This is a genomic window from Streptomyces sp. SLBN-31 (assembly GCF_006715395.1).
Lineage (GTDB): Bacteria > Actinomycetota > Actinomycetes > Streptomycetales > Streptomycetaceae > Streptomyces.
This window is the reverse complement of record NZ_VFNC01000001.1, coordinates 318557-344419: the sequence shown is the minus strand read 5'-3', so window position 1 is coordinate 344419 and position 25863 is coordinate 318557. Positions and strand designations below refer to the sequence as shown.

Sequence of the window (25863 nt, the reverse complement as noted above, 5' to 3'; positions counted from 1 at the left end):
GTAACGGTGACCGCACCGACGGGTCATGTACACCCTCGCTTCTGACACTGTTCTGTCATGGCACACCAAGCGACGCCGGTACGACAGGCCCGGCTGGGGAGGGCGATCGGTCCGGAGCCGACGGCGGTGAGCGCGGCGGTGCTGCTGCTCCCCGGCGGCGACGAGGAGTCCGACCGCAGACCGTCTCCCATGCTGGCGACCGCCTCCGTGCGGGCGTTGGGCCGCAGGCTGGCCCGGGCCGGCCGGGAGGACGGGCTGGCCACGCATGTCGTCCACTACCGCTACCGGGGCTGGAACGGCACCGAGGCCCACCTGGCCCGGGACGCGTCCTGGGGCGTGGACGAGGTCGTACGGCGGTACGGGGACGTTCCCGTGTGTCTCGTCGGCTTCGACATGGGCGGCCGGGCCGCGCTGCGCGCCGGCGGGCACGAGGCCGTCAACTCCGTGGTGGCGATCGCGCCCTGGCTGCCGGAGGAGGACGTGGCGGCGTCCCCTGAACCGGTGAAGCAGCTGGTGGGCCGGCGGGTGCTGATGGTGCACGGCACGAACGACGAACGGACCGATCCGGAGCTGTCGTTCCGGCTGGCGGCCCGGGCGAAGAAGGCGAACCGGGAGGTGTGCCGGTTCGAAGTGCACGCCGACGGCCACGGTTTGCACCAGTACCGGCGTGAAGTGCACGCCCTGACCGAGGACTTCGTGATGGGGGCGCTGTTCGGCAGAGGGCTGTCGCGGCCGGTCGAGGACGCGCTGGCGGCTCCGCCTCCCCTGGGCCTGCGGATGCCGCTGGCGGCCGGGTTCGGCAAGTCGCTGCGCCGGTGACCGGGCCCTCAGGGCAGCAGACTTCCCCTTCTCGACAGCAGGAACCTCTTGAAGGCGGCGACCGGGGGCGTGTCCGGACGGCCGTCCAGCCAGGCCACGCCGATCTCCCTGGCCGCCCGCGGGGCAGTGACCGTCAGCTCGACGACTCCCGGACGCGGGAAGGCCGGCGGAGGGAGGAGGGCCACACCCAGGCCCGCGGCCACCAGGCCCCGTAGCGTCTCCGCCTCCTCGCCCTCGAAGGCGACGCGGGGTTTGAAGCCCGCCTCCTTGCACAGGTCGTCGGTGATGCGGCGCAGGCCGTAGCCGGGTTCCAGGGTGACGAAGGCCTCCTCGGCGGCTTCCGCGAGGCGGATGCGCCGACGGGTGGCGAGGCGGTGGTCGACGGGGACGACCAGGCGGAGTTTCTGCTCGTCCAGGCGACGGGCGACGAGGTCGGGGGCGTCGGGGACCGGGGAGGTGAGGCAGAGGTCCAGCTCCCCCGCGCGCAGTTTCTCCAGCATGGCCTCGCCGTAGGTCTGGACCAGACTGAAGCGGACCCGTGGGTGGTCGAGGCGGAAGGCCTGGATGAGGGCGGGGACGGTCTCCGCGCCCATGGTGTGCAGGAAGCCGAAGGCGACCTTGCCTGAGGTGGGGTCGGCGTCGGCGCGGACCTCGTCGGCGGCGCGCTCGATCTCGGTGAGGGCGCGTTCGACGTGGGTGAGGAAGGTACGGCCGGCCGGGGTGAGGGAGACCGTGCGGCCGTGGCGGGCGAACAGGTCGACACCCAGGTCCTGCTCCAGGCGCGCCATGGCGCGGGAGAGGGTGGACTGCGGCACCTGGAGTTCCTGCGCGGCGCGGGTGACGTGCTCGGTGCGGGCCACGCCGGCGAAGTGGGCGAGGCGCGGGGCCAGCAACATCGTCATGTCTTCTGTGTCACTGGTCGGTGACAGGCGGGGCTGTGAGCTCGGGTCATGCTCCATGGGAACGATTATGACGATTCCATGCATTGGACGGATGAGCGGGGGCGTACGTAGCTTCGAGGCATGTCTCCCGCCAGTACCGGGGCGTCCAGCGTCATGGGCGCCGTCACGACCGCTTCCGCTCCCGACTCCCGTATGGCCCCGGGCGGGCCGGCATACCGCCGCATGTCCTTCGCGCTCTTCCTCGCCGGCGTCGCGACCTTCGCGCTGCTGTACTCCACGCAGGCCCTGCTGCCGCTGATCTCGGGCGAGTTCGGGGTGGCGGCGAGCGAGGCGAGCTGGACCGTCGCGGCGGCGACGGGCGGGCTGGCGCTGTTCGTCCTGCCGATGAGCGCGCTGTCGGAGCGGTTCGGCCGCCGGACGGTGATGACCGCCTCGCTGGCGGTCGCGGTGTCGGTGGGGCTCCTGGTGCCGTTCGCGCCCTCGCTGGGCGTGCTGGTGGTGCTGCGGGCCCTGCAGGGCGCCGCGCTGGCCGGTCTGCCGGCGTCGGCCACGGCATATCTCGCCGAGGAGGTCAGGCCCAAGGCGCTGGTCACGGCCATCGGGCTGTTCGTGGCGGGCAACAGTGTCGGCGGGATGAGCGGCCGGGTCATCACCGGGTGGGTCGCGCAGGTGTGGGGCTGGCGGGTGGCCGTCGGCGTCATCGGGGTGATCGCGGTGGTCTGCGCGGTGGCGTTCCGGCTGCTGCTGCCCGCACCGCGGCACTTCGCCCCCGGTTCGCTGCGACCGCGGGTCCTGGCCGGTACGGTCCGCAACCACCTGGCCGACCCGCTGTTGCGCCGGTTGTACGCGATCGGCGCGCTGTTCATGACGGTGTTCGGCGGCGTGTACACGGTGATCGGCTACCGCCTGACCGAGGCGCCCTTCTCCCTCCCCCAGGGCATCGTCGGCTCGATCTTCCTCGTCTACCTGGTGGGCACGGTGTCCGCGTCCACGGCCGGCCGGCTCGTGGGCCGCCTGGGCCGCCGCGGAGCGCTGTACCTCGCGGGCGGTACGACGGCGGGCGGCCTGCTGCTGACGCTGGCCGGTTCCCTGGTGCCGGTCCTGCTGGGTCTGGTACTCATCACGGCCGGGTTCTTCGCCGGCCACGCGGTCGCCTCATCGGCGGTCGGCAAGACGGCCACGACCGGCCGCGCGCAGGCCTCGGCCCTGTACCAGTCGGCGTACTACATCGGCTCCAGCGCGGGCAGCACGGTCGGTGCGACGGCCTTCCACGCCGGCGGCTGGGCCGGGACGGTGGCCGTCGGCCTGCTGGCGGTGCTGGGCGTCGTGACGATCACGGTGCTCGGCTCGCGCGCGGCGCGGGTCGCCACGCGGCGGCCGGTCGCCGCGCACTGAGCCCACCCGCCCCGCCTGTCAGGCTCCGGCCGCGAGCCGCACTGCGCCGACCTGCGCCTTCGTCCGCTCCGGGGGCCATTGTCAGTGCCCTGCGCTAGCTTCGGACGTGCTGGGCGCAAAGGCGCGCGACAGGAATGCCACAGGGGTGGGTGGACATGAGCGACGGTACGGCGACCACGACCGCGGATCTCGACGTCAGGCTGGAGAAACACCGCGTCGAACTGACCGGGTACTGCTACCGCATGCTCGGCTCCTCCTTCGAGGCCGAGGACGCGGTGCAGGACACGATGGTCCGCGCCTGGCGCAGCTACGACAAGTTCGAGGGCCGCTCCAGCCTGCGCTCGTGGCTGTACCGCATCGCGACGAACGTCTGCCTGGACATGCTGACCGCCGGCAACAAGCGCGCCCGCCCGATGGACCTCAGCGAGTCCACCCCGCTCGCCCAGGCCGCCCTCTCCCCCCGCCCCGACAACACCTGGCTCGAGCCGATGCCCGACAACCGCGTGCTGCCCACGACGGACGACCCGGCGGAGGCGGCCGTCGCCAAGGAGTCGGTGCGGCTCGCCTTCATGGCCGCCCTGCAGCAGCTGCCGGCCAAGCAGCGCGCGGTGCTCATCCTGCGCGAGGTGCTGGCCTGGAGGGCGAGCGAGGTCGCCGAGCTGCTGGACACCTCGGTGGCGTCGGTCAACAGCGCGCTGCAGCGGGCGCGGGCCACGCTGGCCGAGCGCGAGAAGGCCGACAAGGCGGCCGGGGCGACGGTGTCCGACCCGCTGGACGAGGAGCAGCAGAAGCTGCTGGAGCGCTATGTCGCCGCCTTCGAGGGGTACGACATGACCGCGCTGACGGCCCTGCTGCACGAGGACGCCGTCATGACGATGCCGCCGTTCGACCTGTGGCTGACGGGCCACGACGACATCACCGGCTTCATGACGACCCTGGGCTCCGCCTGCGAGGGTTCCCGGCTGCTGCCGGTGCAGGTCAACGGCCTGCCGGGGTTCGCCCAGTACAAGCCCGACCCGGAGGCGGGCGGCTATGCGCCCTGGGCGGTGCAGGTGCTGGAGATCTCAGAGGGCCGGCTCACCGGGTTCCACTTCTTCCTCGACACCAAGCGGTGGTTCCCGCTCTTCGACCTGCCCCTCCACCTCGAAGCGGAGCCCGACCAGACCGAGCAGGGCGTGTAGGGAGGGCGCGGGGTCCCGCAGCCGGATGCGTCCCCCGGCCCGCCGGGCGGCGAGCTGGAGCCGCGCCAGCAGGTCGACGGCGCCGAGACCCGGGGGCCCGATCCCGGCGACGTCGATCACGACGACACCGGCCCCCGTGGACTGAAGCAGCGCCTGCACGTCGTCGCACAGCCCCGCCGCCTCGTCGCGGGTGACGGGGCCGGGCAGCACCAGCAGAGCAGGCTTCATGGCGTCCACGAGCGGTAGACCGCGCGAGCGGGCGGAACTCATCGCGGCGGGCCGCCTACGAGGCGTGTCCGCCGAGCGGGATCACATTGACCTGCCGCCCTGCCGCCCCGGAGGGTTGGTTGCATGCCCCACCGATCAGCATCGCCCCGAACACCCGACGGCCCGCCTCCGGCCGAGGACCTCGCGAAGGAGCCGCTGTGCAGGGCGTGTTGACGGGCTTCGCGGTCATCGCGGTCGTCATCGGCGTCGGGTACGTCATCGGACGCGGCGGTCACCTCGGCGAGCACGGCCGCGAGGTCCTGACCAAGCTGGCCTTCCACGTGGCGTCACCGGCGCTGCTGTTCACCACCCTCGCCCACGCCGACCTGTCGGTGATCTTCTCCAGCCGGCTGCTGGTGACGGCCATGAGCACGGCAGCGGCCGCGGGGGTGTTCGTCGCGGTGGGCGCCGCGCGGGACTGGGGCGTGGGCCGCACGACGATCGGCGCCCTGTGCTCCAGTTACGTCAACTCCGGCAACCTCGGCATCCCGATCGCGGTGTACGTCCTGGGCGACGCCTCACTGGTCGCGCCCGTCCTGCTGTTCCAGCTCATCGGGGTCACCCCGGTCGCCCTGACGATCCTCGACCTGTCCGGCAAGGGCGAGAAGGGTCCGCTGTGGCTACGGCTGCTGACGCCCCTGCGCAATCCGATCGCCGTGGGCTCACTGGCCGGGGTGGCGGTGTCGGCGCTCGGGGTGCGGGTCCCGGCGCCCGTCATGGACCCCCTCACCCTGATCGGCAACATGTCGGTCCCCGCGGTCCTGCTGGCCTTCGGGATCTCCCTGTGCGGCAGCACCATGCCGGGGCGGGGCGCCGACCGGGGGGCGGTGTGCCTGTCCGTGGCGCTCAAGTCGGTGGGCCAGCCGGCGGTGGCCTGGGCGCTGGCGACCGGTGTCTTCGGGCTCCGGGGCCATCAACTCCTGGACGTGGTGGTGACGTCGGCACTTCCGGCCGCGCAGAACCTGTACACGTACGCGAGCCGTTACCGGGTGGCGGAGGGGTTGGCGCGGGACTCGATCCTGCTGTCGACGGTGCTGTCGGTGCCGGTGCTGGTGGTCGTGGCGGCGCTGCTGGGCTGACGCTCTCACTTCAGCGGGAAGATGCCGGTGTCCAGGACCAGCTTGAAGGGTGCGGGCAGCGGCAACTCCTCGCCGTATTCCACCGAAGAGAGGACTCGGTAGGTGCCGCTCTGCGGTTCTCCGTAGAGCGTCGCTGTGGGACGCCCCGACTGCCAGGCGTCCAGGAGGAGGTAGAGAGGTACGCCCGCGACGGCGTAGCCGTGCGCCTTCTTGATGCGGTCGTGGTTCGCGTTGCTCTTGGACGTTACCTCCACGAGGAGTTCCGCTTCCCCCGCGTGCACGCGCTTGCCGCGGCGCAGAGCGGCCCTCGGCACCACGCACAGGTCCGGCATGAACAGGCCGCCCGTCTCGGGGCATGCGAGGCCGAGTGTCTGATAGATCCCCCAGTCGCTGCCGGGAGGCCGTGCGCCGTACAGGAGCTCGTGAAGCAGCTCAGCGGTGTCGTTGTGCTCTTCGGAAGGCGGAGGCGACACGGTGACGATCCCTTCAATGATCTCCACCTTGCTGCCCTCGGGAGCGTCCGTCTCCTCCCAGACACGGACGAGCTCGTCCCAGTCCGTGTTCCCAGGGGAGCCGGGCTCGGCGGCGAGTGCGCTCATGGCGGTCTCCAATCGGTCGTCACCGACCCCAGCATGCCGAACGGGACCGGTGGCGGTCCACCGATCCCGTTCACCCGAAAGGGAAAATCCCCTGGTCAGGCGATACGTTCCAACACCACCGGCGACGCCGTGAACTCCGTACCGGTCGCCTGGATGTCGTACGAACCCTCCACCGCCTGGAGGGCGTACTCGAAGCGTTCGGGGGTGTCCGTGTGGAGGGTCAGGAGGGGCTGGCCCTCGCTCACCGTGTCGCCCGGCTTGGCGTGCATCTCGATGCCCGCGCCCGCCTGCACCGGGTCCTCCTTGCGGGCGCGGCCCGCGCCCAGGCGCCAGGCGGCGACGCCGATGTCGTAGGCGTCGAGGCGGGTGAGGACGCCGGTCGACGGGGCCTTGATCACGTGCTGCTCCTTCGACGTGGGCAGCGCCGCGTCCGGGTCGCCGCCCTGGGCCGCGATCATCCGGCGCCAGACGTCCATCGCGGAGCCGTCGGCCAGGGCCTTCGCCGGGTCGGCGTCGCGGACGCCGGCCGCGTCCAGCATCTCGCGGGCCAGGGCGATCGTCAGTTCCACGACGTCCGCCGGGCCACCGCCCGCCAGGACCTCGACCGACTCGCGGACCTCCAGCGCGTTGCCCGCGGTCAGGCCGAGCGGGGTGGACATGTCGGTGAGGAGGGCGACCGTCCTGACGCCGTGGTCGGTGCCGAGGCCCACCATGGTGGACGCCAGCTCCCGCGCGTTTTCGATGGTCTTCATGAACGCGCCGGTGCCGACCTTCACGTCCAGGACCAGGGAACCGGTACCCTCCGCGATCTTCTTCGACATGATCGAGGAGGCGATCAGCGGGATCGCCTCGACCGTGCCGGTCACGTCACGCAGGGCGTAGAGCTTCTTGTCCGCGGGGGCCAGGCCGTCGCCCGCCGCGCAGATGACCGCGCCGGTGGTGTCGAGGACGTGCAGCATCTCCTCGTTGGACAGCAGCGCGCGCCAGCCCGGGATCGACTCCAGCTTGTCCAAGGTGCCGCCGGTGTGGCCGAGGCCCCGGCCCGACAGCTGCGGCACGGCGGCGCCGCAGGCGGCGACGAGGGGGGCCAGCGGCAGCGTGATCTTGTCGCCGACGCCGCCCGTGGAGTGCTTGTCGGCCGTGGGGCGGGACAGGGACGAGAAGTCCATGCGCTCCCCGGAGGCGATCATCGCGGCGGTCCAGCGGGCGATCTCGCGGCGGTTCATGCCGTTGAGGAGGATGGCCATGGCGAGCGCGGACATCTGCTCGTCGGCGACCTCCCCGCGGGTGTACGCGTCGATGACCCAGTCGATCTGCTCGTCGCTGAGTTCGCCGCGGTCCCGCTTGGTGCGGATGACGGAGATGGCGTCCATGGCCATGGCGTGCGGTCCTTCCGTGGTTCAGGAAGTGTGCGGCCCCTTCGAGAGTCGAATCGAAGGGGCCGTACGGGAGTTACTTGTTGAGATGGTCCGGGCCGAAGGCCTGGGGCAGCATCTGCGACAGCGGGAGGATGCCCGCTGGGGTCTCCAGCAGCAGGTCGGGGCCGCCGAACTCGTACAGCAGCTGGCGGCAGCGGCCGCACGGGACCAGGATCTCGCCCCGGCCGTCCACGCACGTGAAGTGCGTCAGCCGGCCGCCGCCGGTGCGCTGCAGCTGCGAGACCAGCCCGCACTCGGCGCACAGTCCCAGGCCGTAGCTGGCGTTCTCGACGTTGCAGCCGGAGACCGTGCGGCCGTCGTCGACCAGGGCGGCGACGCCGACCGGGTAGCCCGAGTAGGGGGCGTACGCGTGGGTCATGGCCTCGCGGGCCAGCTCGCGCAACGCCTCCCAGTCGACGTCGGCCGGCCGGGTCACTTGCCCTGGCCCTTGCGGTAGCGCATGCCGTCGGCCTTGGGCATCCTCAGGCGCTGCGCGGACAGCGACAGGACGAGGAGGGTGACGACGTACGGGGTGGCGCCCACGAAGTCGCTCGGGACCTCGTCGGTGACCAGGTACCACAGCAGCACGAGCGCGCCCACGAAGAGGCTGATGCCGCCCTGCCAGTGGGCCTTCTTGTACATCTTCCAGCCGGCCATCGCCACGAGGAGCACGACCAGCAGGAGCAGCAGCGCGTGCACGGTCTGGCCCCCGTTGCGCAGCTGGAGCGCGTCGGAGTAGCCGAACAGGCCGGCGCCCATGGCGAGGCCGCCGGGCCGCCAGTTGCCGAAGATCATGGCGGCGAGACCGATGTAACCGCGTCCGCCGGTCTGGCCCTCCAGGTAGATGTGCGAGGTGACCAGGGCGAGGAAGGCGCCGCCGAGGCCGGCCAGACCGCCGGAGACGGCGACGGCCACGTACTTGTACTTGTAGACGTTGACGCCGAGGGACTCCGCCGCGATCGGGTTCTCGCCGCAGGAGCGCAGCCGAAGACCGAACGGGGTGCGCCACAGCAGCCACCAGCTGGCGACGAACAGCACGAAGGCCAGGATCGTGATCACCGACAGGTTGGTGACCAGGCCGCCGAGGATGCCCGCGAGGTCGGAGATCAGGAACCAGTGGTGGTTCTCGAGGGAGTGCAGGGCGTCGGAGACGCCCGGGATGTCGAAGTTGGGCAGCGAGTCCACCGGCGGGGACTGCTTGGGGTTGCCGCCCGCGTCGGCCGCCTTGCCGTCGGAGAAGAACAGCTTGGCGAGGTACTGGGTGGTGCCGAGCGCCAGGAGGTTGACGGCGACACCGGAGACGATGTGGTCGACGCCGAAGGTGACGGTCGCGACCGCGTGGACGAGACCGCCCAGGACGCCGAAGCCGACGCCGCACAGCAGCCCGAGCCAGGGGTTGGACTGCCAGCCGATCCAGCCGGCGCCGAAGGTGCCGAGGATCATCATGCCCTCGAGGCCGATGTTGACCACGCCGGAGCGCTCGGACCACAGGCCGGCGAGACCGGCGAGACCGATCGGCACGGCGAGGCTCAGCGCGGCGCTGACCTGGCCGTCGGAGGTGAGCTGGTTGGCGCCGGTGATGGCGCGGACCGCGGCCACGAGGAGCAGCGCGCCCGCGACGATCATGAGGATCTGGCCGAGCGGGCGGCCCGACCGGGTGCTCGCGGTGTCCGCCTTGGGTGCCGCGGGCGGCGGCGTGTCGGTCATCGTGGCAGTCATCGCGCCACCTCCTGCTTCTGGGTCGGGGCGGCGGCCTGGGCGGCGAGCTCGGCGCCGACCCGCTGCTGCTGGCGCCGGAGGCCGTAGCGCCGTACGACCTCGTAGGCGATGACGACGCACAGGACGATGACGCCCTGGATGACGCCGAGGATTTCCTTGTCGTACCCCTGGAACTCCAGGTGGTTGGTGGTGCGCTCCAGGAAGCCCCACAGCAGGGCACCGAGCGCGATGCCGACCGGGTTGTTGCGGCCGAGCAGGGCGATGGCGATACCGGTGAAGCCGATGCCCGTCGGGAAGTCGTTGCTGAACTGGTGGCTGTCGTTGAGCAGGGTCGGCATGCCGATCAGGCCGGCGATCGCGCCGGAGATGAGCATGCTGGTGGCGACCATCTTCTTCACGGACACACCGCTCGCGGCGGCCGCGCTCTCGGACTGGCCGACGGTGCGCAGGTCGAAACCGAACCGGGTGCGGCCGAGCACGAACCAGTACGCGACGCCGACGGCCACGGCGATGAAGATGAAGCCCCACAGCTCGCCGGCCGCGCCGGTGTTGATCTGGAAGAAGTACTCGTCCTTCGCCAGCGGCTTGGTGGAGACGACCGTGCCGCCGCTCTGCAGTTCGGCGAGCTTCCCGGGCTGCAGCAGGTAGGCGATGATCGCGGTGGCGATCGCGTTGAGCATGATCGTCGAGATGACCTCGCTGACGCCGCGGGTCACCTTCAGCACACCGGCGATGCCCGCCCAGACCGCGCCCGTCGCCATCGCGCACAGGATGATCAGCGGGATGGAGATCCAGCCGGGCGTGCTCAGCGCGCCGCCGAGGACGGCGGCGAAGAACGCGGCGATCCGGTACTGGCCGTCGACACCGATGTTGAACAGGTTCATCCGGAAGCCGACGGCCACCGCGACGCCCGCCAGGTAGTACGTCGTCGCCTTGTTGAGGATGTAGACCTGGCTGTCGCTGGCGGTGCCGTAGGTCAGCATGTCGCTGAAGGCGGCGCCCGGGTTCTTGCCGGTGGCGAGGATCACCAGGGTGGTGACGACGATCGCGGCGACGATCGCCAGCAGCGGGGCCGCGATGGCGAGGAGCAGCCGCTCCTTGTCGATGCGTTGGGTCAGCTTGTTCATCGGGCGTCGTCCTCTGTGTGCTCCAGGTGGCCGGTGGCCGCACCCGTCATGGCGGAGCCCAGCTCCTCGGGGGTGATGGTGGCGGGGTCGGCGTCGGCGACCAGCCGGCCGCGGTACATCACCCGCAGGGTGTCGGACAGGCCGATGAGCTCGTCCAGGTCGGCGGAGATCAGCAGCACGGCCAGGCCCTCGCGGCGGGCCTCGCGGATGTGGTCCCAGATCGCGGCCTGGGCGCCGACGTCCACGCCCCGGGTGGGGTGGGCGGCGATCAGCAGCTTGGGCGCGTGGCTCATCTCGCGGCCGACGATCAGCTTCTGCTGGTTGCCGCCGGAGAGGGAGGCGGCGGTGACGTCGATGCCGGGGGTGCGGACGTCGTACGCCTCGATGATGCGCGCGGTGTCGGTGCGGGCGGCCTTGATGTCGAGGAGCTGGCCGCGGGAGTTGGGCCGCTCGGTGACGTGGCCGAGGATGCGGTTCTCCCACAGCGGGGCCTCGAGGAGCAGGCCGTGGCGGTGGCGGTCCTCGGGGATGTAGCCGACGCCGGACTCACGGCGCTCGCGGGTGGGGGCGTGGGAGATGTCGGTGCCGTCGAGGGCGATCGTGCCCGCGTTCAGGGCACGGATGCCCATGATGGCCTCGACCAGCTCGGACTGGCCGTTGCCCTCCACGCCGGCGATGCCGAGGACCTCGCCCTTGTGGATGGTGAAGGAGATGTCGTCGAGGATGATGCGCTCGACGCCGTCGAGGTCGGTCTGGGCCAGGCGCAGGCCGTCGACCTTGAGCAGCGCGAGGTCGGTGACCGTGGACTCCTCGGTCTCCGGCGTGGGCAGTTCGCTGCCGACCATCAGCTCGGCGAGCTTCTTGGTGGTGGTGCCGGCGGGCTTGACCGTGCCGACGGTGGTGCCGCGGCGGATGACGGTGATCTCGTCGGCCACGGACAGGACTTCACCCAGCTTGTGCGAGATGAAGATGACGGTGAGGCCCTCGGCCTTGAGCTCGCGCAGGTTGTCGAAGAGGGCTTCGACCTCCTGAGGGACGAGGACGGCGGTGGGCTCGTCGAGGATGAGGGTCTTTGCGCCGCGGTAGAGGACCTTGAGGATCTCCACGCGCTGGCGGTCGGCGACGCCGAGTTCCTCCAGCAGGACGTCCGGGCGGACGTTCAGTCCGTACGCGTCGGAGAGTTCCTTGATCTTCGCGCGGGCCTTGGCGCCGATGCCGTACAGCTTCTCCGCGCCGAGGACCACGTTCTCCAGGACGGTGAGGTTGTCGGCGAGCATGAAGTGCTGGTGCACCATGCCGATGCCACGGGCGATGGCGTCGGCGGGGTTGTGGAAGACGACCGTCTCGCCGTTCACGACGATGGTGCCCTCGTCGGCCTGCTGCATACCGTAGAGGATCTTCATCAGGGTGGACTTGCCGGCGCCGTTCTCACCGCACAGCGCGTGCACGGTTCCGGTGCGGACGGTGATGTCGATGTCCTTGTTGGCGACGACGCCGGGGAATCGCTTGGTGATGCCGCGCAGTTCGACGGCAGCGGGAGGGCTGGACGCGTTGATGGCGCACTCTCCTCGGGGAAAGGGGCTGCGTAGGAGGGGGCAGGCGTCGGCGACGCTAGCGCGGCAACTCCACGCTACACGCGTAGAGTTGACACATTGTTATGGCTCGGCGAGGGGGTTGACAAGGGCCCCTTCGCCGAGCCGGGGGTCAGGCGGGAACCGTCAGGTCACGGAGTGGTCTTGACCTTGACGGTGCCGTCGACGATCTTCTTCTTGGCAGCGTCCAGCTGGGACTTGATGTCGTCGATGTAGCCACCGCTGGTGGCCAGGCCGACACCGCCCTTGGCGAGCGAGTAGATCTGGTTGCCCGTCAGCGGCTTGCCGTCGTGCACGGACTTGATGAAGTCGTACACGCCGACGTCGACGTTCTTGACCATGGAGGTCAGGATCGAGGTCTTGTACGCGGCCAGACCCGGGATGTTGTACTGGTCCGAGTCCACGCCGATGGCCCAGGCGCCCTTGACGCCGTGGACGGCCTCGATCGCGCCGTTGCCGGAGGAGCCGGCCGCGGTGTAGATCACGTCGGCGCCGTTGTCGAGCATGCCGGACGCGGCCTCCTTGCCCTTGTCGGGGCTGGAGAAGCCGGACAGGTCCGAGCCGTGGGTCAGGTACTGGACGTCGACCTTCGCCTTGGCGTTGGTGTCCTTGACGCCCTGGACGTAGCCCGCGGCGAACTTCTTGATCAGCGGGGTGTCCACGCCACCGATGAAGCCGACGTGGTTCTTCTTGGTCTTCAGCGCCGCGGCGACACCGGCGAGGTAGGAACCCTGCTCCTCGGTGAAGGTGATGCTGTCGACGTTCTTGGCGGTCGCGACCGAGTCGATCAGGCCGAAGCTGACCTTCGGGTACTTCGCGGCGACCTTGTCCACCGAGGTGGCGTAGGAGAAGCCGACGGCGACGATCGGGTTGTAGCCCGCGTCCGCCAGGTCGGTCAGCCGCTGCTCACGGTCGGCCTCGGTGTCGGAGTTCTTCGCGGTCAGCTCCTTGATGGAACCGCCGAACTCCTTCTCGGCCTTGTCGGCGCCGCGCGCGGCGGAGTCGTTGAAGGAGCGGTCACCACGGCCGCCGACGTCGTACGCGAGACCGATCTTGATGCCCTTGCCGCCGCCGCCCGAGGACGAGGACGAGCTGCTGTTGTCGGAGGACGTGCTGCCACAGGCGGTGGCAGTCAGTGCGAGAGCTGCGGTGGCGATACACGCAGCGGAAAGCTTTGCTACCCGGCGCACGGGAAGGCTCCTTCACCTGACCTGAGCGCCTCGTCGGCGCTTCATGTGAGCACCATGCCAGTGCTCGGGCCCGGACGCCCCTGCGGCGTCGGCTTCGCGGCATCGTAACGCGCGTAGATGTCAGAAAAACACCCCTTCCGAAGCCGTTATCGATTCGAGGCAAACAGCGTCTGAACTCGGGGTCTGGAGGCTTCACACACCCCGGTTTCGATGTGCGCACGATTGGCTTACAACCGTGTTGCGCCGGAAGGCCGAACGGCCCCCCGAGGGGGGCCGTTCGGGGAAGGTCCGGCTACTGCGCCGCGTCCAGCAGGGCCGCCGCGGTGAACAGCTCCACGCCCACGGTGATCGCCGACTCGTCGACGTCGAAGTCGCCCTGGTGCAGGTCACGCACCGTGCGCTCGCCGGGCGGGCGGACGCCGAGGCGGGCCATGGCGCCGGGAACGCGCTCCAGGTACCAGGAGAAGTCCTCGCCGCCGAGGCTCTGCTCGGTGCCCTCGACGGACAGGGCGCCGCGGCGGGCGGTCTGGGCGTCGCGCAGCAGCTCGGTGACGTCCGGGTCGTTGACGACCGGCGGGACGCCGCGGACGTAGTTGATCTCCGACTTGGCGCCGTGCAGGTTGGCGACCTCGTCGATGGCGGCGACGACCAGGTCCGGGGCCTGCCGCCAGGTGTCCAGGTCGAGGCAGCGCACGGTGCCGGAGAGCTCGGCGTGCTGCGGGATGACGTTCGGGGCGTGCCCGGACTCGATACGGCCCCAGGTCACGGCCAGGCCGCTGCGGCTGTCCACGCGCCGGCCGACCAGCGCGGGCACGTCGGTGGCGACGCGGGCGGCGGCGGTGACCAGGTCGGTGGTCAGGTGCGGGCGGGCGGTGTGGCCGCCGGGGCCGTCGAGCGCGACCTCGAGCCGGTCGCAGGCGGAGGTGATGGCGCCCTCCCGCAGGCCGATCCGCCCGGCGTCGACGCGGGGGTCGCAGTGCACGGCGAGGATGCGGCCCACTCCGTCGAGGACGCCGCACTCGATGGCGTCGGCGGCGCCGCCGGGCAGCACCTCCTCGGCCGGCTGGAACAGCAGCCGCACCGGCCGCGGCAGCCTGCCCTGCCGGTGCAGGTCCGCCATGACGAGGCCGGCACCCAGCACCACGGTGGTGTGCACGTCGTGTCCGCAGGCGTGCGCCCGGTCGGGCACGGTGGAGCGGTAGTCGCACTCGCTCTTGGTGTCCGGGATGGGCAGCGCGTCGATGTCGGCGCGCAGGGCGAGCATGGGCCGGCCGCCGTCCCACTCCCCGATGTCACAGACGAGCCCGGTCCCCCCGGCGAGCACCCGCGGCTTCAGGCCCGCCCGCTCCAGCCGCTCCTTGATCGCCGCGGTGGTACGGAACTCCTGGTTGCCGAGCTCCGGGTGCATGTGCAGGTCGCGGCGGAAGGCGACGAGTTCGGCACGCAGCGCCTCGGGGAGCGTGCCGGGCAGGGCTTCGCCGGGCAGATCGTTTTCGGACTCCGGTGACATCAGTTGCTTCACCCTCTGCAGGGTAGGACGCCGAAGGGGCCGACCGCCCTCGATCAACAAAACTTCAGCCCGTCAGGGGAAGAAAAATCGGCCGCTCGACGCATGGGTGGGAGTTGAGATGGGTAAACCTGTCTTTTCTCTACGGATACCACGCCCCGCCCCGCGCCGGTGGATCTGTTTCATCTGTCGGACCGTGCGACACGGCCGCCGCCCCACCGGCAGCCTGCCCGGGGCCGCTGGTGGGGCGATGGAGTTCCGGGGGATGTCGCGGGAGCCTTCCGGGGGTTTCACCCGGCGGTCCCACGAGCCCGAGTAGGGTCCGCCCCGTGACTTCCGAGATACCGGGTACCCCGGATTTCCTGCACGCCACGCAGACGTCGTACGACGCGATCGCCCGCCCGTACACCGAGCAGTTCGCCGACTGGCTGGGCGACATGCCGCTGGACCGGGCGCTGGTGGCCTCCTTCGCGGAGCTCGTGAGAGCCAACGGCGCGGAGCCCGTCGCCGACGTCGGCAGCGGCCCGGGGCATGTCACTGCACGGCTGCACGCGCTCGGCCTCCCGGTGTTCGGGGTGGACCTGTCGCCCCGGATGGTGGCGCTGGCCCGCGAGGCGCATCCCGGGCTGCGGTTCCACGTCGGGTCGATGACGTCGCTCGACCTGCCGGACGCGACCCTGGGCGGGGTGCTCGCCCTCTACTCGATCATCCACGTGCCCGACGAGCACCTGCCGACGGCCTTCGCCGAGTTCCACCGCGTCCTGGTGCCCGGCGGGCACGTCCTGCTCGGCTTCCAGAGCGGCGAGGAGGACGACCGGATGCACCTGGCGGAGCGGTTCGGGCAGGAGATCTCGCTCGACTACCACTTCCGGGCGCCGGACGGCGTGGCGGAGCTGCTGGTCGAGGCCGGGCTGCGGATGGAGGCGCGCGTGCTGCGCGAGCCGCTGGACGAGGAGAAGCGGCCGCGGGCGTACCTGCTGGCGCGGAAGGTCAGCTGAGCGCGGGCTCACGGCCTGCCGGCCCGGAAAGTCAGCCGACCGCAGGCTCACGGCCTGCCGGCCCGGAAAGTCAGCCGACCGCGGGCTCACGGCCCGCCGGCCCGGAAAATCAGCCGACCGCAGGCTCACGGCCCGCCGGCCCGGAAAGTCAGCCGACCGCAGGCTCACGGCCCGCCGGCCCGGAAAATCAGCCGACCGCACGCTCACGGCCTGCCGACCCGGAAAATCAGCCGACCGCGGTCCCCCGGCCTGCCGGCCCCGAAAGTCAGCCGAGCGCGGGCTGACGGCCCGCCGACCGGAGAGGTCACCGAACGCGGTCAGGGCCCGCCGGCCCGGAAAATCAGCCGACCGCAGGCTCACGGCCCGCCGGCCCCGAAAGTCAGCCGACCGCGGTCCCCCCGGCCTGCCGGCCCGGAAAGTCAGCCGAGCGCGGTCACGGCCTGCAGCCGGGTGACGTCCCGGGCGGTGCCGGTCACGCCCGACAGGAAGCCCTGGGCGCGCGGTGAGGCGTGCGCGGTCAGCCAGGCGGGGTCGATGTCGCAGACGGCGACGCGGACCTCGGTGCCGGCCAGGGCCAGCGGCAGGGTGTGGACGACGGTGGAGGGAAAACTGAGGATCGTACGGCCGACCGGGCCACGCCGGGCGATCAGCTCCAGCGGGAGGTCGGGCCGGACTATCTCCAGGCCCGTCTCGACCGCGAGCCGGTGCAGCTTGTCGGTGCTCTCGCGGCGGTGCGCGAAGTAGCGGGTGGCGCCGTGCGCCTTGGCCAGGGTGCGGACGGCGTCCAGGTAGCGCTCGCCGTCGACGACGCCGGTCTCCACCAGCGAGGTGCCCACCATGTCGGCGCCCTTGGTGATGCGGGGCGGGCCGAAGCGGAAGCGGGTCCAGGCGAAGTCGTTGGCGTGGACGGTGACGCCGGCCGGGGTCTCCTCCATCGGCATCGAGGAGAAGATCTCCACCTGGCGCCCGGTGCCCGGGGTGAGGCGGCGGCGGGCCCGGGCGGAGACCGGCGCGAAGACCAGGTCCCGGGCGCCGGGGCGGCCGCCCTTGCGGTGCCAGCGCACGAGCCGCTCGCCGCGGGCCAGCTGGGCGACGAACTCCATGGTCGCCGTGCCGTCGTCGACGACGACCAGATGGCGGGCCCGGGTGATGGTCAGCAGGAGCTGTACGTAACGGGAGAACGGGTCACCCAGGACGACCCGCCCGGCGCGGCGCAACAGGCCGGTCAGGCCGCCGACGGTCTGGAAGGGGGCCGCCGGTCCGCCCCGGGCCTCCTCCCAGCGGACGGTGTGGCCCTCCTCGCGGGCGAGTTCGGCCATGCGGCGCAGCTGGCCGCGGGTCATGGGATCGGTCGGGGCCAGTACGACGAGGGTGAGCACCGCGCCGGACGCGTGGGCGTGCGCCCACTCCAGCACGTTCAGGAGCTGTACCGGACTCTCGACGAACGCGAGGGTGTGGGGGCCGGTCTTCCCGGCACGGGGGCTCATCGACGACGACCGTCCCGTCGTAGGGCGCTGATGAGGCGCTGGAAATCCAGGGGCGCGGGCGAGGGGCGCGCGCGGAAGCTGCGAGTCCGGGCGCTCCCGTTCGGGGCGCCCGGACTCGGTGTGCTCGGAACTCAGACGGCGACCGGCTCGCCCGCCGCCGCGGCGATCTCCGCCTCGGCGACCGCGCCGGCGACGCGACGCAGCTTCTTCATCGGGCCGAGCTCGGAGTCGTAGACCTTCTTGACGCCGTCGCCGAGGGAGGCCTCGATGACGCGGATGTCGCGGACCAGGCGCTCCAGGCCCTGCGGCTCGACGGAGGCGGCCTGGTCGGAGCCCCACATCGCGCGGTCGAGGGTGATGTGGCGCTCGACGAAGACGGCGCCGAGGGCGACGGCGGCCAGCGTGGTCTGCAGGCCGGTCTCGTGGCCGGAGTAGCCGATCGGGACGTTCGGGAACTCCTTCTCCAGCGTGTTGATGACGCGGAGGTTGAGCTCCTCGGCCTTCGCCGGGTAGGTCGAGGTGGCGTGGCACATCAGGATGTTGTCGCTGCCGAGGACCTCGACCGCGTGGCGGATCTGCTTCGGCGTCGACATGCCGGTGGAGAGGATGACGGAGCGGCCGGTGGAGCGCAGGGCGCGCAGCAGCTCGTCGTCGGTCAGGGAGGCGGAGGCCACCTTGTGGGCGGGGAGGTCGAACTTCTCCAGGAAGGCGACGGCCTCGGTGTCCCACGGGGAGGCGAACCAGTCGATCCCCTTCTCCTTGCAGTACTCGTCGATCCGGCGGTACTCGTCCTCGCCGAACTCCACGCGGTGGCGGTAGTCGATGTAGGTCATCCGGCCCCAGGGGGTGTCGCGCTCGATGTCCCACTGGTCGCGCGGGGTGCAGATCTCGGGGGTGCGCTTCTGGAACTTCACGGCGTCGCAGCCGGCCGCGGCGGCGACGTCGATCAGCTTGAAGGCGTTCTCCAGCTCGCCGTTGTGGTTGATGCCGATCTCGCCGCAGATGTAGACCGGGTGGCCGGGGCCGACCTCGCGGGAACCGAACTGGCGCAGGCGGGAGTAGGTGCTCATGGCAGTGAACGTTCCTTACTTGTCGAGGGAGTCGAGAGAGGGGCCGAGGATCCAGCTGGCGATCTCTCGGATCGCGCCGTCGCCACCGGGGACGGTGGTGACCGCACGGGCGGCGCCGCGTACCACGTCGTGGGCGCTCGCGACCGCCACGGGCCAGCCCACGAGGGCGAAGCACGGGAGGTCGTTGACGTCGTTGCCGACGTAGAGCACGCGCTCGGGCGCGATGCCCTGCTCCTCGCACCACTGCTTGAGTGCGAGGTCCTTCCGGTCGATGCCGTGCAGGACCGGGATCTTGAGCTTCCGGGCCCGGGCGGGGACGACCGGGTTCTGCTCCGTGGAGAGGATCAGCATGTTCAGGCCGCTCTTGCGCAGGGCGGCGATGCCGAGTCCGTCCCCGCGGTGCACGGAGACGAACTCCCTTCCATCGGCGTCGATCAGCACCCGGTCGTCGGTCTGGGTGCCGTCGAAGTCCAGTACGACCGCGTCGATGTCGTCGGCGGTCGGCAGCGAACCGGGGCGGTCCGCGTCGAAGAGGGGGGCCAGCGCGCGGGCGCGGGCCAGGTCGTGCGGGTCGTCGATCTCCAGCACGCGGGCGGGGTCGGTGCGCACCAGTTCGGTACGGCCGAAGAAGCGGTGCTGGTGCTTGCGGAAGCCCGGCGCGGCCATGGCGTAGGCGGCGCCGGTCTCCAGCAGGTCCTGGGGGCGGTCCTGGCGGCGCGGGCGGTAGGACTTGTCGTGGTTGACGCCGAAGCCGCCGCCGGTGGCCGCGTCGGCCTCCGTGACGGTGCCGGGGGCGATCTCGTCCTGGGCGTCGCGCCAGATGAACCCGTGGAAGGGGGCGACGGTGACGGCGGTGTCGGCGCCGTTCTCCGCGACCGCGCCGGCCACCCCGTCGATGTCCTCGCGGACGATGAACGGGCTGGTGCACTGCACGAGCAGCACCACGTCGACGGCCGCTCCGTGCAGGGCCTCGTGGGCGTCCATGGCGTGCAGGACGGCGGCCTCGGAGGTGGCGGTGTCCCCGGCGATGGCGGCGGGGCGCAGCACGACCTCGGCGCCGGCCTCGCGGGCCGCGGCGGCGATGGCGTGGTCGTCGGTGGAGACCACGACGTCGGTCACCAGACGGGTCGCCCGGCACTCGCGCACGGCCCGCGACACCAGCGGCACACCGCCGACGGGGGCGAGGTTCTTCGCGGGCACACCCTTGGAGCCGCCGCGCGCGGGGATGACGGCGAGGACGCGGCGCACCGAAGCGCCTTGGCCCGCTTGCGGATTGGACATGGGCTGAACTCCTTGCACGGGGTTCGCTGAGGTCTGGAGGGCGGCGGAGCCGCCCTGTGGGGGCGCGGGGAACTGCGCGACCGGCCCCGACGGCGCCGCACCCGCGAGACGGCCGGAGTCGACGCTCACAGCTCCCCCATCCGCCGGATGACGGGCGCCACCCGCTGCACCCCGTGCCGGTAGGCCCCCCGCGCCGCGCGGCGCACGATCTGCCGGACCGGACCGGGTTCCTTGTCGTGGGCGGGAGCCCCGGGCAACGGACTGCCGTCGGGCCCGAGGTGGTGGCGGGCGAGGATGCCGGGCAGATAGCCGGGCGCGGTCGCCGGTGTGTAGTACGGGGCGAGCGGCGCCAACCCACCCGGTTGCGCGAGGAGTTCGGCGATGCGTTGGCGCGCCGCGTCGAAGGCGGTGGCGTACGTGCCGTCCACGGCGACGCCCTGGCGGGCCACCCACTCCTCGTCCGGCACCGGCCGGTGCCCGGCGTCGAGCTGGTCCCAGGAGGCGAGGCAGCCGGAGCCGACGAAGTGGTGGTTGCCGAGGACCTCGCGGATGCCGAGGTCGGTCAGGACGGCCGTCGGGATGCGCCGGTGCAGGGACTCCAGGGCGGCCGTCGAGCTGATGGTGACCAGCAGGTCGGTGCGGTCCAGGACCTCGCCCATGTTGCCGTACACCAGACGGAAGTTGTCCGGCGGGTCGAGCCGCTGCACCAGCTTCTGGTACGGCAGCTCCTCGATGTGCGTGGTGTGTTCGCCCGGCCGGGAGCGCAGCTTGAGCAGCACCTCGCGCTCGGGGTGCAGCCGGGCGTGCCGGATCAGCCGGTCGAGCAGGTAGACGCGGTCCCTGCGGTTGTCGGGGACGGACGGCTGGACCGCGAACACCACCGTGCAGGGCTCGTGTTCACCCGCGTACGTCTCGCCGCCCAGGAACGGCAGCGCCACCTCGGTCACCGACGCGGCGTCGGCGCCCACCCCCTCGTAGACGGATCGGAAACGCTCCGCGTCCTGGCGGGAGTTGGCGAGGACGAGGTCCGCGCCGTGCCGCAGCAGCAGGCCGTCGGCGAGCTTCTCGTAGACGACGCCCACGTAGCCGGTGACGACCACGGGACGCGAAGTGCGGTCCCGCCAGGCGTGCTTGAGACCGTGCAGCATCGCCTGCACGCCGCCGCCCACGAGGGCGAGGACGAGGACGTCGTACTCCTCCTCCGCCATGGCGCGCAGGAACTCGACGGACGTGACCTCCCGGAGGGAGTCGGCCGTGACGCCGACCTCCGCCAGCTGGCGCGCGGTCGGGGTGGCCCGCCCGCGCAGCAGGAAGCCGCTCAGCTCGAAGCCGAGTTGCGCGTCCTCGCGCTCGGCGGCTTCCATGGACGGGCCCGGAGCGATACGGGCCGCGGTCAACGCACCCCATTTCCAGCGGGTGTCGGAGTCCGCGAGCACGGCGATTCGCGTGGGCTTCGAGGTACTTGATGGCACGTCGAAGACGCTAGGAAGCAATTCCTAGGTACGCGCCAACCGCACCTGGCCAAAAAGTTAACAACACCCCGCCGAGAGCCGAACTGGCCCGCGGATTCGCCGGAAGTACAGGCGGTGCACCGATCCGACACATTGAGTTCACCCAGTGTAAAGACACCGGAAAGTTGACCTGTCGGGCCGACTCCTAGGCTTCCGTGCGTGCCCAAGCTTTCCGTGATCGTGCCGTTCTACAACGTGCAGCAATACGCCCCCGACACCCTGCGCAGCCTGCGTTTGAACGCACGGCCGGATTTCGAGTTCGTACTGGTCGACGACCATTCGAAGGACGAAACTCCGGCCATTCTCGAGCGGGCGGCCGAGGAGCTTTCCGAGGTCGCGCAGGTGCGTTATATCCGCCATGAGAAGAACGGTGGTCTCGCCACCGCCCGCAACACCGGACTGGACGCCGCACAGGGCGAGTTCCTCACCTTCCTGGACGGCGACGACTGGCTGGCGCCCGGCTACTACAGCCGACTCGTGGCCGCGATGGAGGGGTTGGGCTGCGACTTCGTGCGCACCGACCATGTGCAGGCGACCGCCCGCGCGCGGTCGATCAGCCGGGTCCCGATCGGACGCCGCTGGGAGGTGTTCGACCCGCGCGAGGCGATCCTGCCGGCCGACCGCTCCACATCGGTGGACTACGCCTTCGCCTGGGCGGGCGCCTACCACCGCCGGCTGCTCGACAAGGGGCTGCTGCACTTCACTGACGGGCTGCGCACCGCCGAGGACCGGCCCTGGATCTGGAAGCTGCACCGTGAGGCCGAGTCGTTCGCCGTGGTGAGCCTGCTCGGCGTGTTCTACCGGCGCGGGGTCGCCTCCTCGCTGACCCAGATCGGTGACGTCCGCCAACTGGACTTCATCCGCGCGTTCGACCAGGTCATCGAGGAGACCCGGCGGGACCCGGACGCCGACCGGCTGCTGCCGAAGGCCGTGCGCACCTACTGCGCGATCATCGCCCACCACGTCTCGGACGAGGAGAAGTGGGAGCCGTCGGTGTACCGGCAGCTGCGGGCGAGGAGTGCGGCCGCCATCCAGCGCCTGCCGCAGGACATGCTCGGCGACGTACTCGAAACGATGGACATGCACCGCTCCTCCAAGCTGCGGCGGCTGCGGCGCAGGATCACGACAGCGAAGGCGGCTGCCTGATGCCCCGTACCACTCGTATCTACTGCGTCTCGACGCTCTACGGCGCCGCCACCCTGGCCGCCGCGATCGACTCCGACTGCTTCGAGGACGAGGACCGCAGCCTGCTGCTGGTCTTCAACAACTCGGCGACCCCGGAGACGACTGTGTCCCTCGACGAGATGCCGGGCTTCGAGCCGCTGCGCGCCCACTTCGACGAGGTGCTGTCCTGGAACGAGGCCATCAGCCCCTTCCACCCCGGCGCGTGGGTCCCCCGCGCGGACGACGTGCCGCTCTTCGAGCGCTATCTGCGCCTGCTGTGGGGCCTGGGCGAGGACCGGGTGGAGCTGGTGGTGGAGTCCATCCAGGTCGCCCCGGCGCTGACGGTGGCCCAGCTGTTCATCGACGCCCCGGTGCATGTGTACGCCGACGGCCTGATGAGCTACGGCCCCACCCGCAACAAGATCGACCCGCTGGTCGGCACCCGGGTGCGCCGGCTGCTCCACCTGGACCTGGTGCCGGGTCTCACCCCGCGGCTGCTGACCGAGTTCGACGTGCCCGCCGAGGTCGTGCCGACCGAGGCCTTCCTGAAGGTGCTGGGCGAACTCACCGCGTCCGTCACGGACCTGCCGGCGCTGCCGGACGACTCGGCGCTGCTGCTGGGCCAGTACCTGTCCGCGCTGGGCATCCTCTCCCCCGAAGAGGAGGAGGACCTGCACGTGCGGATGATGCGCGGGGCGGTCGAGCGCGGCCACCGGGCGATCGTCTTCAAGCCGCACCCCACCGCGCCGGCCCGTTACAGCCGCGCCCTGGAGGCCGAGGCCGGGAAGCTGGGCGTCGACCTCACCGTCCTGGAGGTGCCCGTCCTCGCCGAGGTGCTGTTCGAGAAGTCCCCGCCCGCCCTGGTCGTCGGCTGCTTCTCCACGGCGCTGTTCACCGCGTCCGCGTTCTACGGCCTCACCGTCGCCCGCGTCGGCACCGAGATGCTCCTGGACCGCCTCACGCCGTTCCAGAACAGCAACCGGGTCCCGGTCGTGCTGTCCGACGCGCTGATCGCGGACCTGGAGGGCGGCAAGAGCGAGGCGCCGGTCGCCGCCGACACGCTGGACGGTCTGCTCGACGCGCTCAGCTACACCATGCAGTCCCAGATCCACCCGAGCCTGCGCCCGCAGGCGGAACGGTACCTCTCCCAGCAGCTCACCCCGCGCACCAAGCGGTACTTCCGGCGCAGGCGGCTCACCTCGCTCGGTCTTCCGGGCGGGATTCCGGAACGCCTCGCCTTCATCCCCCGCAACTCCACGGCGCGGCGGGTGGTGCGGCGGGCACGGGCCTTGAAGAAGGCCGTTGGGCGCTGAGCGCTCCGCTTGGGGCCGCCATGCGGGGTCGTTGCTCGGGTGCGGCGCCGTCGTGGCCGGTCGCGCAGTTCCCCGCGCCCCTTCGGGGGCGTTAAGGGTGCCGTCAGTCGGAGTGCGGGGTGTGGCGGGCCTCCACTCCGGCGACGATCAGGGCCAGGCCCTCCTCGAAGTGGCGGTCGTAGTCCTCGAAGATCTCCGCGCCCGCCGCGGCCGACAGGGGGAAGTCGGCCAGCAGCCGGGCCCGCTCGGTCACGTCGTAGCCCTCGCGGCGCTCGCCGGGGCGCGGCCGCACGCCCTGTTCCTCGGTGACGAAGCCGATCGTGTACGCGTACGCGGTCGTGTTGGCGCGCACGGCCTCGGCAAGGCCGAACCCCGCAGCGGTGAAGAGGCGCAGGTTGTCCTCCATCTCGCGCGCGTGATCCGTACCGGTGAAGCGTGAACCGCTGTACACCTTGGCCCCGTCCCGGTAGCGGAGCAGCGCGGCGCGCAGTCCGCGGTTGGCCTTGAGCATCCGGTCCTGCCAGGTGTCGTCCGGGTCGAGGGCGGCGCCGGCGACCATCCGGCGGTACATCAGCGTCGCCATCTCGTCCAGCAGCGCCTGCTTGTCCTTGAAATGCCAGTACAGGGCGGGCGCCTTGACGTCGAGCTCCCTGGCGATCACACGCAGGGACAGGCCTTCCAGGCCGACCTCGTTCAGCAGCCGCAAGGCGGTGTCGGCGACCCGCTCACGGTCGAGGGGCGCGCGTTTCTCCGTACTCACGCTTGACAGCTTAACAGCGTTAAGGGCACGCTCGTGCCCGACAGCACTTAACAACGTTAAGGAGATGGCTCATGCGGACGACGGACGTGGTGATCGTGGGCGCGGGCCCGACCGGGCTCGCCCTCGGCGTCGACCTCGCGCGCCGGGGCGTGGACGCGGTGGTCGTGGAGAAGGCGGACGGACTCTTCCCGGGTTCGCGCGGCAAGGGCATCCAGCCGCGCACGATGGAGGTCCTGGAGGACATCGGGGTGCTGGACGCGATCCTCGCGGCCGGCGGCCCCTACCCGGTCGGCATGATCTGGCGCGACGGCGAACGGGTCGGCGAGCACCGGATGTTCGACCCGGAGGAGGTGAAGGAGGCCACCGCGAACTCGGCGTTCACCGTGCCGTGGATGGTGCCGCAGTGGCGGACGCAGCAGATCCTGTTCGCGCGGCTGGAGGAGCTGGGCGGCCGGGTGGACTTCGGCCGGGAAGCAGTCGGCCTCGACCAGGACGAGGACGGCGTGACCGTGCGCTTCGCCACCGGCCCCGATGTGCGCGCCCGGTACGCGGTGGCCGCCGACGGCGGCCGCTCGGCGGTCCGGCGGGCCCTCGGCGTCGAGATGACCGGTGAGACGGTCGACCCGAACCGAGCCCTCGTCGCGGACGTCGCCATCAGCGGCCTGGACCGCGACCACTGGCACATGTTCCCGCCGGCCGGGGACGGCGCCGACGGCTTCCTGGCGATCTGCCCGCTCGCGGGCACCGAGGAGTTCCAGCTCGTCGCCCGGTTCCCGGAAGGGACGGCGGTCGACGTCTCCGTGGAAGGCGTCCGCAAGGTCGCCGCCGCCCGCTCGCACCTCGCGCCCGAGGACATCACCGAGGTGCGCTGGGCCTCGGACTTCCACCCCCGGATGGCCCTCGCGGACCGCTTCCGGCAAGGCCGGGTCTTCCTCGCCGGGGACGCGGCCCACATCCACTCACCCGCCGGCGGCCAGGGCCTGAACACCAGCGTCCAGGACGCCTACAACCTCGGCTGGAAGCTGGGCGCGGTACTCACCGGGAACGCCCCGGCCGCCCTGCTCGACACCTACGAGGAGGAACGGCGCCCGATCGCGGCGGACATGCTGGGGCTCACGGCCGGCGTCCACCGGGGCGAGGTGCGGCGCGGAGCGGCGACCGTGCAACTGGGCCTGGGCTACCGGGAGTCGAGCCTGTCGCAGGACACGCGTGCGGTACGGGCCGCGCTCCGGGCAGGCGACCGCGCGCCGGACGGGACGCTCGCCGGCGTACGAGTCTTCGACGCCTTCCGCGGACCGCACTGGACGCTGGTCGCGGTGGGGACGGCGGCACCGCAGGTTCCGGACGCCGTACGGGTGGCCGTGGGCCAGGAGCAGCCGTCGTACGGGAAGGGCCTGTTCCTGGTACGGCCGGACGGCTACGTCGGCTGGGCGGGCGACACCGGGGCCGGGCTGGACGGCTACCTCGCGCGCGTCGGCCTGTGA

23 protein-coding genes are annotated in these 25863 nt (G+C 71.4%); 8 read left to right on the top strand and 15 right to left on the bottom strand.

Going from position 1 to position 25863, the window contains the following annotated elements:
- The first annotated feature begins 57 nt into the window (after positions 1 to 57).
- Positions 58 to 819, top strand: a complete 762-nt coding sequence (locus tag FBY22_RS01640) for an alpha/beta fold hydrolase (RefSeq protein WP_142142103.1) — start codon at positions 58 to 60, stop codon at positions 817 to 819.
- A gap of 8 nt (positions 820 to 827) precedes the next feature.
- Here the strand turns inward: FBY22_RS01640 and FBY22_RS01635 are convergent, their stop codons facing one another.
- On the bottom strand, positions 828 to 1778 hold the full coding sequence (locus FBY22_RS01635; protein WP_142142102.1) for a LysR family transcriptional regulator: 951 nt from the start codon (positions 1776 to 1778) through the stop codon (positions 828 to 830).
- 63 nt (positions 1779 to 1841) lie between these two features.
- On the opposite strand from FBY22_RS01635, the gene FBY22_RS01630 reads away from it, so the two are divergent.
- Together FBY22_RS01630 and FBY22_RS01625 are read left to right on the top strand one after the other, a co-directional pair.
- Complete coding sequence (locus FBY22_RS01630; RefSeq protein ID WP_142142101.1) at positions 1842 to 3116, top strand: MFS transporter; 1275 nt, start codon at positions 1842 to 1844, stop codon at positions 3114 to 3116.
- Positions 3117 to 3271: 155 nt separating this feature from the next.
- The gene (locus tag FBY22_RS01625) at positions 3272 to 4297 is read left to right on the top strand and encodes a sigma-70 family RNA polymerase sigma factor (protein ID WP_142142100.1); all 1026 of its coding nucleotides are present in this window, start codon (positions 3272 to 3274) and stop codon (positions 4295 to 4297) included.
- Here the strand turns inward: FBY22_RS01625 and FBY22_RS01620 are convergent.
- Positions 4181 to 4567 (bottom strand): STAS domain-containing protein, encoded by a 387-nt coding sequence (locus FBY22_RS01620; RefSeq protein ID WP_142142099.1) that lies wholly within the window; start codon positions 4565 to 4567, stop codon positions 4181 to 4183. The two genes, FBY22_RS01625 and FBY22_RS01620, sit on opposite strands and share 117 nt — an antisense overlap.
- 155 nt (positions 4568 to 4722) lie before the next feature.
- Between FBY22_RS01620 and FBY22_RS01615 the strand changes: the two genes are divergently transcribed.
- A complete protein-coding gene (locus FBY22_RS01615; protein ID WP_142142098.1) occupies positions 4723 to 5643 on the top strand; it encodes an AEC family transporter in 921 nt (306 codons plus the stop codon).
- A 5-nt stretch (positions 5644 to 5648) separates the two neighbouring features.
- Here FBY22_RS01615 and FBY22_RS01610 read toward each other — a convergent pair whose 3' ends face one another.
- From FBY22_RS01610 to FBY22_RS01575, 8 genes are all read right to left on the bottom strand, one after another.
- Positions 5649 to 6242, bottom strand: a complete 594-nt coding sequence (locus FBY22_RS01610; RefSeq protein ID WP_142142097.1) for a Uma2 family endonuclease — start codon at positions 6240 to 6242, stop codon at positions 5649 to 5651.
- Positions 6243 to 6337: 95 nt separating this feature from the next.
- Positions 6338 to 7615: a thymidine phosphorylase gene (locus FBY22_RS01605; protein WP_174267179.1), complete on the bottom strand. Its 1278-nt coding sequence runs from the start codon at positions 7613 to 7615 to the stop codon at positions 6338 to 6340.
- A gap of 79 nt (positions 7616 to 7694) precedes the next feature.
- Entirely contained in the window at positions 7695 to 8096 is a 402-nt protein-coding gene (locus FBY22_RS01600; protein WP_142142095.1) for a cytidine deaminase, read from the bottom strand.
- Positions 8093 to 9379 carry an ABC transporter permease gene (locus tag FBY22_RS01595; RefSeq protein WP_142142094.1) on the bottom strand — a complete coding sequence of 429 codons (1287 nt, stop codon included), beginning with the start codon at positions 9377 to 9379 and terminating at the stop codon, positions 8093 to 8095. The genes FBY22_RS01600 and FBY22_RS01595 overlap by 4 nt, the downstream gene beginning before the upstream one ends.
- Positions 9376 to 10506, bottom strand: coding sequence for an ABC transporter permease (locus FBY22_RS01590; RefSeq protein WP_142142093.1), 1131 nt, complete (start codon positions 10504 to 10506; stop codon positions 9376 to 9378). Before FBY22_RS01590 ends, FBY22_RS01595 begins: the two co-directional genes overlap by 4 nt.
- Positions 10503 to 12062, bottom strand: a complete 1560-nt coding sequence (locus tag FBY22_RS01585; RefSeq protein ID WP_142142092.1) for an ABC transporter ATP-binding protein — start codon at positions 12060 to 12062, stop codon at positions 10503 to 10505. Before FBY22_RS01585 ends, FBY22_RS01590 begins: the two co-directional genes overlap by 4 nt.
- Positions 12063 to 12229: 167 nt before the next feature.
- The gene (locus FBY22_RS01580; RefSeq protein WP_142142091.1) at positions 12230 to 13288 is read right to left on the bottom strand and encodes a BMP family protein; all 1059 of its coding nucleotides are present in this window, start codon (positions 13286 to 13288) and stop codon (positions 12230 to 12232) included.
- 292 nt (positions 13289 to 13580) lie between these two features.
- Positions 13581 to 14798: a M20 family metallopeptidase gene (locus tag FBY22_RS01575; protein WP_142147272.1), complete on the bottom strand. Its 1218-nt coding sequence runs from the start codon at positions 14796 to 14798 to the stop codon at positions 13581 to 13583.
- A 326-nt stretch (positions 14799 to 15124) separates the two neighbouring features.
- Between FBY22_RS01575 and FBY22_RS01570 the strand changes: the two genes are divergently transcribed.
- Positions 15125 to 15793, top strand: a complete 669-nt coding sequence (locus tag FBY22_RS01570) for a class I SAM-dependent methyltransferase (protein ID WP_260844683.1) — start codon at positions 15125 to 15127, stop codon at positions 15791 to 15793.
- A gap of 419 nt (positions 15794 to 16212) precedes the next feature.
- On the opposite strand, the gene FBY22_RS01565 is transcribed toward FBY22_RS01570, so the two are convergent.
- The 4 genes from FBY22_RS01565 to FBY22_RS01550 all read right to left on the bottom strand — a co-directional run bounded on the left by FBY22_RS01565 (position 16213) and on the right by FBY22_RS01550 (position 21103).
- Positions 16213 to 17280 carry a hypothetical protein gene (locus FBY22_RS01565; RefSeq protein WP_142142090.1) on the bottom strand — a complete coding sequence of 356 codons (1068 nt, stop codon included), beginning with the start codon at positions 17278 to 17280 and terminating at the stop codon, positions 16213 to 16215.
- Between the two features lie 131 nt (positions 17281 to 17411).
- Entirely contained in the window at positions 17412 to 18350 is a 939-nt protein-coding gene (locus tag FBY22_RS01560; RefSeq protein ID WP_142142089.1) for an N-acetylneuraminate synthase family protein, read from the bottom strand.
- A 15-nt stretch (positions 18351 to 18365) separates the two neighbouring features.
- Positions 18366 to 19631: an N-acylneuraminate cytidylyltransferase gene (locus tag FBY22_RS01555; protein ID WP_142142088.1), complete on the bottom strand. Its 1266-nt coding sequence runs from the start codon at positions 19629 to 19631 to the stop codon at positions 18366 to 18368.
- Between the two features lie 125 nt (positions 19632 to 19756).
- Complete coding sequence (locus FBY22_RS01550) at positions 19757 to 21103, bottom strand: DUF6716 putative glycosyltransferase (RefSeq protein ID WP_142142087.1); 1347 nt, start codon at positions 21101 to 21103, stop codon at positions 19757 to 19759.
- 198 nt (positions 21104 to 21301) lie between these two features.
- Between FBY22_RS01550 and FBY22_RS01545 the strand changes: the two genes are divergently transcribed.
- Positions 21302 to 22288: a glycosyltransferase family 2 protein gene (locus FBY22_RS01545; protein WP_142142086.1), complete on the top strand. Its 987-nt coding sequence runs from the start codon at positions 21302 to 21304 to the stop codon at positions 22286 to 22288.
- Positions 22288 to 23619 (top strand): alpha-2,8-polysialyltransferase family protein, encoded by a 1332-nt coding sequence (locus FBY22_RS01540; RefSeq protein ID WP_142142085.1) that lies wholly within the window; start codon positions 22288 to 22290, stop codon positions 23617 to 23619. The genes FBY22_RS01545 and FBY22_RS01540 overlap by 1 nt, the downstream gene beginning before the upstream one ends.
- A 103-nt stretch (positions 23620 to 23722) precedes the next feature.
- Here FBY22_RS01540 and FBY22_RS01535 read toward each other — a convergent pair whose 3' ends face one another.
- A complete protein-coding gene (locus FBY22_RS01535; RefSeq protein WP_142142084.1) occupies positions 23723 to 24379 on the bottom strand; it encodes a TetR/AcrR family transcriptional regulator in 657 nt (218 codons plus the stop codon).
- A 71-nt stretch (positions 24380 to 24450) separates the two neighbouring features.
- Between FBY22_RS01535 and FBY22_RS01530 the strand changes: the two genes are divergently transcribed.
- Positions 24451 to 25863, top strand: coding sequence for an FAD-dependent oxidoreductase (locus FBY22_RS01530; RefSeq protein ID WP_142142083.1), 1413 nt, complete (start codon positions 24451 to 24453; stop codon positions 25861 to 25863).